Origin of the sequence: Bacillus sp. FSL K6-1338, assembly GCF_038006965.1 — a bacterium.
GTDB classification, from domain to species: Bacteria; Bacillota; Bacilli; order Bacillales; family Bacillaceae_G; genus Bacillus_A; species Bacillus_A thuringiensis_S.
This window is the reverse complement of the sequence record NZ_JBBOWI010000001.1, coordinates 2,096,354-2,112,091: the sequence shown is the minus strand read 5'-3', so window position 1 is coordinate 2,112,091 and position 15,738 is coordinate 2,096,354. Positions and strand designations below refer to the sequence as shown.

Genomic DNA, 15,738 nt, shown 5'->3' with positions numbered 1-15,738 from the left:
AGGAAATTTTTATAGAATATTCTGAAATTAACAATCTGATGTTTTTATAAATTCTTTATACTTATAATTAAAACACTCTCGATACAACGCTTTGATTTCATCATATGATGGAACACGTGGGTTATTAGCTGGGCTACCACTTTCAATTGCATCTGATGCCATTTTAGAAATAGCATTTTCAAATTCAATTTCATCGATTCCATATTCTTTTAAATTTGGAATACGAAGATCAAAGCAAAGTTTTTTTATTTCCCCAAGCGTGTAGTCTGCTACTTCCTCATCAGAATTCGAATACAAATCCTTATTTAAACTACGTCCAATTTTTGCTAACCTTTTCACTGCACTTGTTTTTGTAAACTCTAACACTGTAGGTAATAGTATGGCATTTGATATTCCATGCGGTACATGAAATAATGCTCCCACTGGCCTTGACATTCCATGAACTAATGTAACTGATGCATTAGAAAATGCAATTCCAGCTTGTAAGGAAGCAATCATCATCGCTTCTCTTGCCTCCATATTACGTCCATCTTCATATGCTATACGTAAATATTTCATAATACTTTCAATAGCTGAAAGAGCAAGTACATCTGTAAGTGGCTGTGAAAATTTAGAAATATAAGCTTCAATCGCATGACATAACGCATCTATTCCTGTTGCTGCCGTAATTTGTGGTGGTAACGAACTTGTCAAAACTGGATCTATAATTGCTACTTTCGGTATAAAACTAGGATGCTTCATCATCATTTTTACATCTGTTTTTTTATTCGTAATTACTGCTACACTTGTAACTTCCGATCCAGTACCAGAAGTTGTTGGAATTGCAATAAGTGGTAGTGGATTGTTTTCTATTTCAATATCCTTTTCGACATAATCCTCAACTTCTCCACCATTTGTATATAAAACCGCTACTGCTTTCGCAGCATCAATACAACTTCCACCACCAATACCGATAATAAAATCACACTTTTCCTCTTTACAAAGAGATAAGGCTTCTAACACGTGTATATTTGTAGGTTCAGCATCCACTTTATTATATGTACTAACAGTAATACTTTTCTTATTTAGTTGTTGTATACACTTTTCAAGATATCCTAATTTCTCCATAATTGTATCAGTAACTATAAAAGCTCTTTTCCCTAACTTTTTTGATTGTTCCCCAAGTTTTTCAAGCGAATTCCTTCCATATAATACCGACTTTGGCATACGAAACTCAGAAACTTCTTGCAAGTACTCCACCCCTTCTTATCCTATTTAATATTTTATGATATAAATTATCGATTTGATGAATCTTTACGATTCGAATTTTTAATAGAGTCCTGTTAAAGTATAGAACGCGATAACTAAAAATACAGCAACCGTTTTCAAAACTGTAATAGCAAATATATCTTTATAGGACTGTTTATGTGTTAATCCTGTTACTGTAAGAATAGTAATAATAGCCCCGTTATGCGGTAGTGTATCCATTCCTCCTGATGCCATTGATACGATACGGTGCATAACTTCTAATGGAATATCAAATTGATTGGCCGCTGCAATAAATTTATCTCCCATTGCACTTAATACTATTCCCATTCCTCCTGATGCAGAGCCTGTAATTCCAGCTAAAATATTCGTCGTTACTGCACCATTCACTAACGGATTTGTGAAAGTAGCAGAGATGCCATCTCTCATAATTACGAAGCCTGGAAGTGCTGCAATGACACCACCGAATCCAAACTCAGCTCCTGTATTCATCGTTGCAAGTAGCGCTCCACCAATACTTGTATTCAATCCAGCTTGGAAACCTGTTACTACTCGCTTCCAATATAATAATAACGTTGTTAAGATCCCTATAATAAGTGCCAATTCTACAGACCAAATTCCTACTACTGCACTTAATTCTACTTTTCCAAATGCTTTCATACCAATTGCAGAAAAATCAAAACCGCTTGGATACCACTTTGGTATCATAATAGTAAACACTTTATTCATTACACCTACTAAAATAAGTGGTATAAATGCAATAAGTTGTTGTGCTCTTGTAATTTCAATGTTATTAATTAATGGCATATTTTTTTGTTCTAATTGCAAAGATGCTGCCATTTCAGTATTTCCATCATTAAAACCAAAATATCCTTCACCTGCCGCTTTTGCCTTCTTACGTCTACTCTCTAAATATAGTAAACCTAATGTAAGAACAAAAATTGCTCCTACAATGCCGAGTATCGGTGCAGCATAAATATTCGTTTTAAAAAATGTTGTAGGTATTACATTTTGAATTTGTGGTGATCCAGGTAGCGCATCCATTGTAAACGTTACTGCTCCAAGAACAATCGTTCCAGGGATTAAACGCTTTGGAATATTAGCTTGTCGAAACAACTTAGCTGCGAACGGATAAACAGCAAACACTACTACATACACACTAACACCACTATACGTTAAAATAGCCCCCATTAATACAATCGCTAATATAGTACGTTTTTCACCAACTAACTCAATAATCGTTTTTGCGATAGAATCTGCAATTCCTGACATTTCCACTACTTTTCCAAATATTGCTCCTAATAAAAACACAGGAAAATATAACTTTATAAATCCAACCATTTTCTCCATAAAGATATTAGAAAAGAAAGGTAATACATAACTAGGTTCTGTCAAAAATACTGCAAATAATGCAAATATCGGTGCGAATAAAATAACAGAAAAGCCTCTATATGCTACGAACATAAGTAAACTTAGTGCTAATAATATAATAACTAACTCCAATTTTACCCCTCCATTAAACAGAATATTCTAAAATTTATTGATAAACTTCTACTAATCTTTTAATTCTGACATCACTCCTCTTATTCATACAATTTTTTCATGCTAAAAATGTCTAATTATAAATATTCGATTACATATGAAAAATCCCTTTAAACAGAAACGAATTCCTCATCATACGTTATAAAGGGATTGTTAGTACCTATATTTACTGATTTATTAAAATTTTTCTTACACAAAAATGATACAGTTCTTCAACATCTTTCACTATGTAAGTCGCACTAACTTCAGTCAGTTCTTTCTCACAGCCATAGCCATATAAAACACCAATTGAAGCAATTCCATTCTGATTCGCACCTATTATATCGTGCTTTCTATCACCAATCATTATCATTTCTTCTTTATTTAGTTCTTCATTTGTTTGTAAAATATGAGCAATTATTTCTTCTTTTTTTATTCTCGTACCATCTAAATTACTTCCAATGATATCTTCGAAATAATTCGTTAATTGAAAATGCTCTATAACTTGTTTCGCAAATACAGTGGGCTTTGAAGTAGCTACGAATATGCGATTTCCTGAACTTTTTAATTGTTGCAAGAGCTTCAGAATCCCCTCGTATACATTATTTTCAAACAATCCACGCTGCTTTAAATACTCACGGAAGTAAAAAACTGCACGTTCAACCTCTCCTTCACTCATATTATATCTCTCTACGAATGATTGCTGAATAGGAGGACCTATAAATGAATCTAACTCACTTATATGTACTTCTTCAATTCCTACTTTTTTTAACGCATACAAAACCGAATTTACAATCCCTTCTTTCGGATCCGTTAAAGTTCCATCTAAATCAAATAGAAATGTTTTATACATGTTTCATTCCTCCACTTAATTTGCTGTATAAATAACTGCTAACATCTCTTCCACTTCTCCCTATTATACTATCATTATCTATTTTTTCGAAAAATCAATTTCCATATGTCACATACTTTCAGTTACAAAATACGATAGATATGATAAAGTAAAAAAGTTACAATTATTTTAATAGAAACTGGTGAAACAAATGTCAATTACGTTAATTTTTATAATGGCTTTCACAATTGTAATCCACGCAGTTGAAACAAGCTCTTATAGTATTCGATTAGCGGGGGTTCGTTTAAAGAAGATTGCTGTCGCATTATCCGTCGTAGGAATCGTATTACTCATTTCAAGAACGTCAAACTTACTACAAGCCTTTTTACTTGGCGGGATTGTGGACGAAGCAAAACTAGATCCTTCTATTGATTTAGAGCATATTATACGTCTTGTACTATTATCTGCTTCTATCGGTACATTGCTTGCGATTATACTGTATCCAACTTTGACAAAACTATTTGGATATGTCATTCAAAACTTTGAAACAGACGGTTCTTTCATTCGAATGATGAAAACGAATAACATTCAAAAATTAAAGTACACAAAAAAATATGTCCGCTTTCCAAAGTTAGAAATGATTCATAGACTGCGTATCGGTGGTATTCCAAAGCGTATTATGCTTATTAACATGTTTGCTACTGCTATTTATACAGCTGGGGTACTTTCTGCCCTTTACGCTTCTTTTTTAAATCCAGATTATGCAACAAATGCAAGTACAGCTTCTGGCCTTGTAAATGGTTTCGCCACTATTTTATTAACTGTATTACTCGATCCACGCATTGCTCTTTTAACAGAACGTGCTTTACAATCAGAAAGCGGTGCTGAATCTATGAGTAAAATGTATGGTTGGCTAATGATTTCTAGACTTCTCGGCACATTATTGGCACAACTACTATTTGTACCAGGTGCTTACTGGATTTTATGGATTATTGAACTTATGCATTAATTTACTAGAAAGGTGAATTTATCAATGAAGATCAAAACAGAGAAAGATATAATTCGCTTAATAGAAAACGACGAATGGATGATGAATGTATTACAAATGGCAAAATCACTAGAGTTACCTGATTGGTGGGTTTGTGCCGGCTTTGTTCGTTCTAAAATTTGGGATACTTTACATGACTATGAAGCTAAAACGGCTATGCCTGATGTTGATGTGATTTATTATGATAGTCTACATCAAGATGAGATATACGAACAATCATTAGAAACGAAATTAATGAATATTGATGCTACTATTCCTTGGTCTGTAAAAAATCAAGCTCGTATGCATGTAGTGAATAATATGCCACCATATTCTTCTTCTGTTAATGCTATTTCTAAATTCCCTGAAACAGCAACGGCTTTAGGAGTTACACTTGATGAACTAAACAATGTTATATTAACAGCCCCATGTGGTATTGAAGATGTCCTTTCCTTACAAGTGAGACCAACAGCTCATTTTCTTAAATCGAAAGAACGATTACATATGTACAAAAACAGAGTTATAAAAAAGAATTGGCAAAGTAATTGGCCTAACATCACAATCACATATCCAGAAATTTAGAAAGAGTGCCTCTCATTTATAGAAGCACCCTTTTCTTCATTTCAAAAAATGTATGACTGTTTCTGCAAATCTATCTGCTTCCTCATAATGAGGTGAATGACCGCTCTCTTCAAATACGATATACTTGCCGTTTCGGGCATCTTTATTAAATGTTTTAATTTGTTCTTCACACGTTACTACATCATGTTTTCCTACTATTAATAACATTAGATTTTGTACATCTTTTATTTTTGATAATAATGATGTATGACATGCTCCCTCTAATTTTAATCTATCAAAGTGCATTTTGGAGCGATTTGAAAATATTTCCCACTCTTCATCACTGTATAAACTCTCATCTGTCCTATCTTCCTTATTATTGTAAATCTCCATTCTTTTTTCTTCTAATTCAGCGCTTAATCTTATATAAGCTTCTAACAACTCTTCTGAACTAGCATCGCTAGATGAATAAGCAAAGCACTCTTTTGCTACTTCTTCTTTTCCATACTTTTTTAATAAATGCCCTGTCTTTTGCAACAAAGCTCTACTTGTTAATGCAAAATCAAAAGTTGGTCCTTCAAATATTATTTTCTCTATTGAACTTGGATATATCGACGCATAAAGCAATGCTACATATCCACCGAAAGAATGTCCAATTATAGACCACTTCTCAATTTGTAATACTTTTTTTAATTCCTCACAGTCTTCAATCAAATCATTTAATCCAAAAGCTTCGTCTTCAGTAATTTTTTCTGAACGACCAACACCTCTTTGATCTATCATAATTACATATAGAGAATCTTTTAAACGTTCCGCTTGATGAAATGAAAAATCATAACAACTCTCTCCTGGTCCACCATGCAAGTATAAGACTGGCTTATTTTTAGGATTTCCATGTGTTTCAACGTATAGCTTTTTCCCTCTAATATTCATATACTCTCCTGTTTCTATCAAATTCGCCATAAACATCACCATCTTCTTTTTTCACTGAATATTATAACATTTAATGTTAAATAATCCCTATTACATTTAAGAAGACGATAATGATTGCGAGCGGTGCTACAAATCGAAGTAAACATGCCCAACAAGTAAATACTTTCTTTCCATAATTTCCACCTACAAAAAACTCTGCTTCTAGTATCTTCTTTTCCATTTTGAATGAAACGAAAATACTAATAAATAGTGCTCCAAGTGGCATTAATATATTACTAGATAAGAAGTCTACTGCATCAAAAATATTCTTTCCGAAAATCGTAATATCACTCCATACTCCAAATGATAACGCTGATGGTATACCTACTAAGAAAATGCCGAAACCGATCAGCCATGATAATTTCGTTCTCTTTTCTTGTTCACCATTTGCTAATGCTGAAACAACAGTTTCTAGTAGAGAAAATGCCGATGTTAATGTCGCAAATGTAAATAGTGCAAGGAATACTGTTAAGAAAAATCCACCGAATGGGATTTGACTAAATACAGATGGTAATACGATAAATAGTAATCCAGGTCCTTCTGTCGGCTCCATTCCTAATGAAAATACGGCGGGAAAAATGGCAAGACCTGCAAATAAAGAAACAAATAAATTCAATCCAACAATTGTTATTGCTGATTTTGGTAAACTTTCTTTTTTATTTAAATAGGAACTATAGGTAACCATAATTGAAATCCCGATACTAATTGCAAAGAATGATTGCCCCATTGCGAACAAAATACTTTCCGAAGTAATCTTTGAGAAATCTGGTTGTAAGAAAAACTTTACACCTTTCATAGCATCATCAAGTGTTAACGAACGAATAATAAGAGCGACAAATAAAACGAACAATGCTGGCAACATATATTTACTTGCTTTTTCAATTCCGTTTTGTACACCCTTTGATACAACCCATATCGTAATGAACATAAAAGCGAAATGTCCCATAATAGCCCAAGTGGGATTCCCAATTGTTTCAGTAAATAATGCTCCGTAATTTTGTCCCGGTGCAATTAGTTGTCCAGTAATTCCTCTGAATAAATAAATTAACACCCATCCACCTACAACACTATAAAATGAAAGTAGTATAAAACACGTTCCAACACCAAGGCGTCCAATCCAGTGCCACCCTGTATTTGGTGCAATACTTTTAAATGCGCCAACTGCTTGTTTCTGCGTACTACGTCCAATCATAAATTCAGCTATAAGTAGTGGTAATCCAATTAATATAGTAAATAATATAAAGATTAAAAAGAATGCTCCTCCCCCGCTCTTCCCGGCGATATAAGGAAACTTCCATATTGCGCCAAGTCCAATTGCTGATCCTGCTGCAGCCATTATAAAACCTAATTTCGAAGTCCATTGCTCCGTTTGTTTCATCTCATTTTCCTCCTAATTAAATCTTTTTATATAGATAAATAAATTTTATAGACCTATCCAAATAAACCCTCCACTTCTTTTTCCATATAATAAAAAAATGGCCTAGCATCTCTATATAAAGAGACGCTAAGCCATTTACTTAACGCGGTACCACCCTTATTGATTCCATTATGAATCCACCTTAGTAGTAATCGTTTGATTACAAACCTAATATCGAAGGTTAACCGTTAAGATTTACTAAGAATGTGATTCCGTTCCACCTTACTGCTCCTAGGCGAGTTCAGGATGTCATTTGACTATGTCGCACCAACCCATAGCTCTCTGTACAAATACATGACCTTACTACTCCTATTCAACACATTGTAATATTTAGAATATATTTTCTTTTGAAATTAATATGAAGTATATCGGTTATATTTGTAACTGTCAAGGGGTATATTAATTTTTTGTCGAAATGGTTCATATTGATAACTCACTTTTACTAAGCTTATTAGCAAAAGAAAGAGTCTATATTTTCATCTTTTCAAACGAACTATAAAAAGAATCTTCGCGATAATCGCGAAGATTCTTTTTACGGTATAAGACGAGTACAATCTCTCGGAAAAGCACTCGCCTCTCGTACATTTGTTAATTCTAATAGTTTATATACAATCCTTTCTAACCCAATTCCGAAACCTCCATGCGGGGGACAACCGTATCGGAATGTATTTAAATAAGATTGAAATTTCTCTGGGTGTAATCCTTTTTCTTTAAACGAAGCGAGTAACATTTCATAATTATGAATTCGCTGTGCCCCTGACGTTATTTCTAACCCTTTATATAATAAGTCGAATGAATCAGTAATAGCTGGATTCTCTTTATTTTGCATCGTATACATCGGTCTCGCTTCTTTCGGATAATGTGTAATGAAAACAAATTCACTATTATATGTTTCCTTTACATATTTCCCTAGTAACTTTTCACCTTCTGTATCTAAATCCCCTACAGGAGATTCTTTACGATACTTACTTTTCAAAATTTCTTGTGCTTCTAACAATGTAATTTTAGGTATTTCAGTAATAACAGGTACTTCTATTTGTAATAGTTGTAGTTCTATTTCACATTTTTTCGCTACTTGTTGAAACATATATCGTAAAACATCCGTTTCTAGTTGCATCACTTCATAAAAATCATGAATAAAACCAAGTTCTACGTCTAACGATATATATTCATTCAAATGACGGGAAGAATTATGATGTTCCGCTCTATATACAGGTGCAATTTCAAAAACTCGTTCTAACCCACCTGCCACCATCATTTGCTTATAGAACTGTGGTGATTGTGCTAAATAAGCTTCTTTTTGGAAGTATGGAAGCTTAAAAACATTTGCTCCTCCTTCTGCCCCTTGCGAAACAATTTTCGGCGTAAAGATCCGTGTGAAATCGTTCTCTATAAGAATTTCACTAAAGCTCTGAACGAGTGTAGATTTCACTTTAAAAATCGCTGCGGTTCGCTCATGCCTTAATGATATTACTCGCTCATTAAGTAGTTGATCTAAGCCCACTTGTAACTTCTTTTTATTTATTTCAAATGGAAGTGGTTCTGCACCGTTTATTACTTTCACTTCATGAGCAAGTACTTCAACACCCAATTCTGTTTTCGACGTCTCGACTATTTCACCGATTACATGGACAACACTTTCTACATCAACTTTATATCCAGCCAATCCATTCTCTAATACACATTGAATTACTCCTGTTCTGTCCCGTAATAATAAAAAACTAACATTTCCAAGATGCCGAATTTTTTTTACCCATCCTTGAAGTAATACAACCTTTCCACTTTGTTCCATACATTCTTTTGTGAGTGAACGCTTCATTATTGAATTCATTATTTTTCCCTCCAGTAATTTTATATTTATTTACGTTATTGTTGTCATCGTCATCATCCACGGTCACTCACCCCCTTTCAAAGAATACAAAAATCCGCCCCTATAAATAGGGACGGATTTTTTTCCGCGGTACCACCCAAATTGTCATACTGACCATCTTAGCCCTGATAACGGTAGGTACCGTTTGCTTTTACTAATAATCACGTTCAAAGCAACACTCACAGGTGTCTTTCCATCATGCGGTATCACAACCTTCTCAGCAACCGGCTGCTCTCTGTAGACCTTTGCACCATGTACTTTTCCTGATCATCACTTTTTATATTTACAGAGTATTCTAACTTCTAACTTTATAAAATGCAAGATTTTTTTTGAAACATTCTGATTTTCTAACTCCTAACTGCTTCTAAAACGGGAAAAGTTAATTTTGTAATACATATTCTTATGTATCAAATCCGAAATTACACATCTAATATTTTCCTATTTTTTACATAAAAACCGTATTTTTCACGCATATTAATAAACAAATTTAAAGTGAGGTGTGCATATGCAAAAAGCAATTAGTTTCTTTCTCCTATTGTTTTGCCTAATTGTAGTAAACGAAACATACGCCTATTCACCAAAATCTTTACCAATCTCTCAAAACTCTGGTCAATGGCTAGTGAATATTGATAAACCGAAAAAAACAAACAAAAATATGCTTCAAGCTAAAAAAACTGAATTTCAAACATATCATTTTTCAGTAAAGAATATCGGGAATAGTGAAGTATATAACGTAAACGTCGAAGTATTCCGCAACGAACCAAATAAGAAAACGAAATATGAACTCTTTTCCCTAAAGGAAAGTCGTTTAGCAAGTGGAAAAACTGGATTTGAACACGCTAATTTACCTGTTGCTACAAAAGCGGATGAGGTTGATGTTATTATTACATGGCAAGAACACCCATTCCGATTGATGCGAAATGGTCAAAAAGTTGAATCTAGAAAATTTAAAGAACATTTTGTTTTTAAAGAAGCTAAAAAGTAAATGGGATACGGATATATTCACACTATCATTGATATAGCTTTATTTACTAGTACCAGTTCGTAAGCAAATTAAAAAGTCGTGGCTTATAATGCCACGACTTTTTATATTAATTCGTACTAATGCCTCTCGCTGCCCAAATACGATCGATATCAGCAGCATGTTGTCCGCCATATAAAAGAGCATCTGCTTGCTTAATCGCTTTTGCTCCATCACTGAATTTAGAGTTTGGTGTTAATGACCAGTGTGATTGTAAAATGATTTTTGTTGCTACATCACGGCCAAAAGCTTGTGCCATTTCGTATTGACCTTGTGCCCAAATTTCACCATCATCATGCACTTCATTCGTTATATCTTTCGGATATACTTTATTCGTATCTAATCGGCGTAAGCATGTTGGATCTGAACTAGAGTAAGCTGTCGCATCCCATTCTCCAACACATGCTTTTCCGTATCCTGTAGTCGATACTGCATCTTCATATGTAGCACCTAAGAAGTCGCCAAATCCTTCTCCCATCGCTCCGCCTTCTGCTGAACTACCAAAGCCAGGAACTTGGTTATCTTGAATCGAATGCCCATACTCATGTGCGATAATACCAGCATCTTCTGCATCATCAACACCGCCAGTACCGAAAGTTAAAGCTTTTGTTGATGGAGAATAGAATGAATTATCATCAGTTGTACCATTAACATTCACTTTTATCGAACGGTTATTAATATTTTTAAAACCTAACCCTTGAATGTAACGCTGTAATGTATCGATATGATAATACGACATCACATCTTCAAAGCTATCATTTGCACGTGTATAGTTAAATTGTAAATTCGTAGATTTTGTTTTCGCTTTTGAAGAAATCGTTACATATTCTCCAATTAAAAATCCTGTTCCATCTAAACCTTTTAACGTAACAGTTTTCAGTTGGTTCGTTAGAGCTGTTGAATCTGCATCGTTATTATCTTTTAAGCCTACTTTACTACCGCTAGATACTACTGGGTTAGGTAAAAATACTTTTCCTGACCCTTCAGCTTTTCGGTTTATATCAACCTTTTTAATTAACTTTCCATTTTCTGCATCAATAAATGTTTCCCATGCACCAAATGGATTATTAGAATGGACTACAACTTTATATACTGGACGAGCCATTCCTTCTTCAACAATATATCCGAATTCTTTCTCTGTAGGAGCCCATAAGTTTTGCTCACTTGCTTCTCCAACATACGCCATTGATTTTTGTATTGCATCTTTTTCACTAATTTTTGTCGTTACTTCCTTCACACCTGTAACAGGCTGATAATCAGAAACAGCGAGTACTCCCTTTCCTTCTCCGTTAAGAGTAACTGTAATTTGTTTTGAAAATACAGGAGCACCGTTAACAACTTGTTGGAACCTAACATATGAAGCTACTGACGTTTCTGTTGTAGAAATATATTGCAAGTCTGAAAGGTCTGCCTTCAATCCATACTGCGCAGCATTTTCTTTTAAATATTCAGTTGCTTTTTTCTGTGGCGAATAAGCTTCTAACTTTACTTGCTGTTGTTTTTCCAATGCCGAAACCGTAGAAATCGTCCCCATTACTAACGGCACAGTCATTGCCATTGCCACCATTTTTTTATTAAACATAGAACCACTCCCCCTAATAAAGTAGCTCAACCTTATCCCGTTACCACTCAGCAATCATTCTCCACAAAATGGAGGGATAAAAATTGAATCTAGGAGTAATTCTCTATGGACAATTCTATTACCTTTCCATTTGAGGTAAGTGAAATTTTCTCAATATTTATGTGTAAAGTGAAAACAATACTGTAGAAATATATTTCTACAGTATTGTTTTCGGTACGCTATGAAAAAAGAAAATTGCTAGTAATCCTATCGAATGTATAGTCAAATAAATTCTAATCATACAAAAAAGGAAGTTGGAATCATTCCAACTTCCTTTTTTCTTTAATTAGCCGCACTTAATTTAATTCTAAGTTTTGTCTCACCTAAAGAAAGTTCATCGTCTTTGTTCGTTAAGTGACCAAATGTAAATTGTTTAATGAGTAAGTTTTCTTCCAATAAATCTTTATGGTTCGTTAACGTTCGCTGTAGCTCTACTTCTGTATCGAGAATAACATCGACTCGTAAATTAACTGGTAAATTCAACTGTTTACGATATTCTTGAACCGCACGAATGAATTCACGCGCTACTCCTTCTTGTAACAATTCTTCCGTTACATTCGTATCTAACATAACTGTGTATTGTCCGTTAGTCGTATTAGAGAATCCTGATTTTGCAACTTTCTCAACTAACACATCTTCAGCAGTTACAACTACTTCTTCTCCTGGTGTTGCTTCGTAAACTGCTCTTCCTGTTGATACAAAGTTTTGCACTTCTTCTTGTGATAATTGTTTTAGCCAACCATTCACTGCATTCACATTTTTACCGAACTTCGGCCCCGCTGTTTTAAAATTAAGCTTCAATTGATATGATGTGTATTTTGTTTCATCGAGTTCAACATGGAACGCTTTTACATTTAACTCATCCATAACGATATCACGATAAGATTCCCAATCCATATCATTCTCGTTATGCTCAAGTAATACAAGTTCTGCTAGCGGCTGTTTTACTTTTAAAGAATGCTGATTACGGTTACTTCTTCCAAGTTCAACAACTTGTAAAACAGCATCCATTTCCGCTTCTAATTTCGGCTGAAGTAGTGATTCATTGACAACTGGATAATCAGCTAAATGAACACTACTTCCTTCTAAATTAAGATGAATGTCTTCCGCGACAAACGGTGTGAATGGTGCAATTAATTTACTAATTGTTACAAGTACTTCATGAAGTGTCTCATACGCAGCAGCTTTTTCAGCGTTCATACCAGATTCCCAGAAACGATTACGTGAGCGTCTTACATACCAGTTACTCACTTCATCTACAAGTGCTGCAATTTCACGAGCTGCATTCGTAAATTGATAATCATCAAGTGCTGTTCTCACTTTTTTCGTTGTACTATGCAATCTTGATAATACCCATTCGTCTAATTTCGTACGCTTTACATCATACGTTTCTTTCGGGTTATACTCATCTAAATTTGCATATAAAACGTAGAAGCTATACACATTGACTAATGTATCTACAAATTTAGATTTCGCTTCCAGTACGGTTCTTTCAGAAAAACGCTTCGCATTCCACGGAGCACTATCAACAAGTAAAGCCCATCTTAGCGCATCTGCACCAAACTTATCTACTAAATCAACTGGATCTAGTGCATTCCCTTTACTTTTAGACATTTTCTGCCCTTCTTCATCTAAAACATGCCCTAGTGATAACACTCGTTTATACGGTACTTTTCCTGTATACAGTGCTGAGACTGCTAATAAACTATAAAACCAGCCGCGTGTTTGATCAATTCCCTCTGCAATAACATCAGCTGGAAACTGCTCTTCAAATAACTCTTTATTTTCAAATGGGTAATGATATTGTGCAAATGGCATGGAACCACTATCAAACCAAACATCAATTACTTCTGGTGTACGATTCATTGTGCCTCCGCATTTTTCGCAGCAGACTTGAACTTCATCTACATAAGGCTTATGCAATTCTAAATCTTCCGGTGTTTCTTTCGTACTATGCTTTCTTAATTTGGCAATGCTTTTCGGCGCAAACTGATGATCACAACTTTCACATTCCCATACGTTTAATGGCGTTCCCCAATATCTATTTCGGCTAATATTCCAGTCTACCATATTTTCTAAAAACTTACCAAAGCGTCCATGTTTCATATGATCCGGATACCAAGTAACTGAATCATTATTTTGTAAAAATGTATCTTTAATTGCAGTTGTTCGGATTAACCAACTTTCTCCTGCATAATAAAGAAGTGGTGAATCACAACGCCAGCAATGTGGATAGCTATGTTCATATTTTTCTTTATGATATAGTAAACCTTCTTTCGCTAAATAACGAACAATGTCAACGTCACAATCTTTTACAAATTTACCTTTCAAAAATGGTACCGCTTCTGTATACTCACCTTTTTCATCTACAACGTGCAAGAATGACAATCCTTCACTTTGAACAACTCTATAATCGTCCTCTCCATATGCTGGAGCAATATGAACAAGTCCTGTACCACTATCTGCCGTTACAAACTCTGCTGCGATAACGCGGTAACCATTTGTAACTTCTTTCATCGGAAATGGCGCTGTATAAGATGTGTTTAATAATTCTTCGCCTTTATGAACAGATAATACTTCATAGTTTTCTTTTAATACTTCTTGTACACGTTCTTTCGCAACAATGTATACATGACCTTCTTGTTTTGCTTTAACATATTCCATATTTGGATGTACAGCAAGCGCTACGTTTGCTGGAAGTGTCCAAGGTGTCGTTGTCCAACCTAAGAAATACTCATTTTCACTATCTTCCACTTTAAACTTCACAGTTGCACTTAAATCTTTTACTGTTTTATACCCCTGTGCAACCTCATGTGAGCTCAATGAGGTTTGGCAGCTTGGGCAGTATGGTGAAACTCTATGTCCTTTATATAACAATCCTTTTTCATGGATCGTCCCCAAAATATGCCATACACTTTCGATATATGGATTCTCTAAAGTTACATATGGATCATCCATATCTACCCAATAACCAATACTTTCAGTGAATTCACGCCACTGCTTTTCATATGTGAAAACACTCTCTTTACACTTTTGAATAAATGGTTCAATACCATATTCTTCGATCTCATGTTTACCAGAAATACCAAGTTGCTTCTCAACACCTAGTTCTACAGGTAAACCGTGTGTATCCCATCCTGCTTTTCTTACTACTTTATAACCAGCCATCGTTTTATATCTTGCTACTAAATCTTTAATTGCCCGACCAAGTGCATGGCCGACGTGTGGTAAACCGTTCGCCGTTGGTGGCCCTTCATAAAACACAAACGATTGCGCGCCTTCTCGATTCTGAATTGATTGTTCAAAAATGCTTTGTTCGTTCCACTGCTTACGAATACGTGTTTCTCTCCCTACAGCTGACTCTTTTACATCTACTTTCTTCATCTACAATCACTCCTTTGAATGTTTTAAAAGCACACAAAAAACCCGCCCCTATGAAGTAGGGACGGGTTTACCCGCGTTACCACCCTAATTCTATTAGCTTTTCACTAATAGCGCTTAGCAACGTACTATCATACGTGTTCTTTGTAACGGTAGACATCCGTCCGGGCTTACTCACTTTCAGCCTCGGCTCCTCGGAGATGATTTTCAAATAACTTCTGCCCACCGGCTTTCAGCAATATACCGGCTCTCTGGAGAACAGTTCACTAT

General features: G+C 34.8%; 11 protein-coding genes and 3 other annotated features (1 of these 14 running past the window's edge). Of the genes, 3 read left to right on the top strand and 8 right to left on the bottom strand.

Features of this window, described 5'->3' with window-relative positions:
- Positions 1-27: 27 nt before the first annotated feature.
- The 3 genes from NZ044_RS10980 to NZ044_RS10970 all read right to left on the bottom strand — a co-directional run bounded on the left by NZ044_RS10980 (position 28) and on the right by NZ044_RS10970 (position 3,619).
- On the bottom strand, positions 28-1,230 hold the full coding sequence (locus NZ044_RS10980) for an iron-containing alcohol dehydrogenase (protein WP_001158664.1): 1,203 nt from the start codon (positions 1,228-1,230) through the stop codon (positions 28-30).
- Positions 1,231-1,308: 78 nt separating this feature from the next.
- Positions 1,309-2,748, bottom strand: coding sequence for a GntP family permease (locus NZ044_RS10975; RefSeq protein WP_000424340.1), 1,440 nt, complete (start codon positions 2,746-2,748; stop codon positions 1,309-1,311).
- A 205-nt stretch (positions 2,749-2,953) separates the two neighbouring features.
- On the bottom strand, positions 2,954-3,619 hold the full coding sequence (locus tag NZ044_RS10970; RefSeq protein ID WP_000278487.1) for an HAD family hydrolase: 666 nt from the start codon (positions 3,617-3,619) through the stop codon (positions 2,954-2,956).
- A gap of 190 nt (positions 3,620-3,809) precedes the next feature.
- Between NZ044_RS10970 and NZ044_RS10965 the strand changes: the two genes are divergently transcribed.
- Together NZ044_RS10965 and NZ044_RS10960 are read left to right on the top strand one after the other, a co-directional pair.
- Positions 3,810-4,607, top strand: coding sequence for a lipid II flippase Amj family protein (locus tag NZ044_RS10965; RefSeq protein WP_000028912.1), 798 nt, complete (start codon positions 3,810-3,812; stop codon positions 4,605-4,607).
- Positions 4,608-4,631: 24 nt separating this feature from the next.
- Entirely contained in the window at positions 4,632-5,207 is a 576-nt protein-coding gene (locus NZ044_RS10960) for a nucleotidyltransferase family protein (protein WP_340949743.1), read from the top strand.
- A gap of 36 nt (positions 5,208-5,243) precedes the next feature.
- Here the strand turns inward: NZ044_RS10960 and NZ044_RS10955 are convergent, their stop codons facing one another.
- The 3 genes from NZ044_RS10955 to aspS all read right to left on the bottom strand — a co-directional run bounded on the left by NZ044_RS10955 (position 5,244) and on the right by aspS (position 9,406).
- Positions 5,244-6,149 (bottom strand): alpha/beta fold hydrolase, encoded by a 906-nt coding sequence (locus tag NZ044_RS10955; protein ID WP_001284944.1) that lies wholly within the window; start codon positions 6,147-6,149, stop codon positions 5,244-5,246.
- Positions 6,150-6,195: 46 nt separating this feature from the next.
- The gene (locus tag NZ044_RS10950) at positions 6,196-7,536 is read right to left on the bottom strand and encodes a sodium-dependent transporter (protein ID WP_098505728.1); all 1,341 of its coding nucleotides are present in this window, start codon (positions 7,534-7,536) and stop codon (positions 6,196-6,198) included.
- Positions 7,537-7,652: 116 nt separating this feature from the next.
- Positions 7,653-7,901 (bottom strand) — a binding site (T-box leader).
- 206 nt (positions 7,902-8,107) lie between these two features.
- Positions 8,108-9,406, bottom strand: a complete 1,299-nt coding sequence (gene aspS, locus NZ044_RS10945; protein ID WP_001084710.1) for an aspartate--tRNA(Asn) ligase — start codon at positions 9,404-9,406, stop codon at positions 8,108-8,110.
- Between the two features lie 105 nt (positions 9,407-9,511).
- Positions 9,512-9,725: a binding site (T-box leader), on the bottom strand.
- A gap of 225 nt (positions 9,726-9,950) precedes the next feature.
- Between aspS and NZ044_RS10940 the strand changes: the two genes are divergently transcribed.
- Positions 9,951-10,430 carry a hypothetical protein gene (locus NZ044_RS10940; RefSeq protein WP_001167924.1) on the top strand — a complete coding sequence of 160 codons (480 nt, stop codon included), beginning with the start codon at positions 9,951-9,953 and terminating at the stop codon, positions 10,428-10,430.
- 106 nt (positions 10,431-10,536) lie between these two features.
- Here the strand turns inward: NZ044_RS10940 and NZ044_RS10935 are convergent, their stop codons facing one another.
- Both NZ044_RS10935 and ileS read right to left on the bottom strand, forming a co-directional pair.
- Positions 10,537-12,048: a M36 family metallopeptidase gene (locus NZ044_RS10935; protein WP_000482263.1), complete on the bottom strand. Its 1,512-nt coding sequence runs from the start codon at positions 12,046-12,048 to the stop codon at positions 10,537-10,539.
- A gap of 321 nt (positions 12,049-12,369) precedes the next feature.
- The gene (gene ileS, locus NZ044_RS10930; protein WP_098505727.1) at positions 12,370-15,471 is read right to left on the bottom strand and encodes an isoleucine--tRNA ligase; all 3,102 of its coding nucleotides are present in this window, start codon (positions 15,469-15,471) and stop codon (positions 12,370-12,372) included.
- A gap of 54 nt (positions 15,472-15,525) precedes the next feature.
- Positions 15,526-15,738: a binding site (T-box leader), on the bottom strand (it continues 27 nt past the right edge of the window).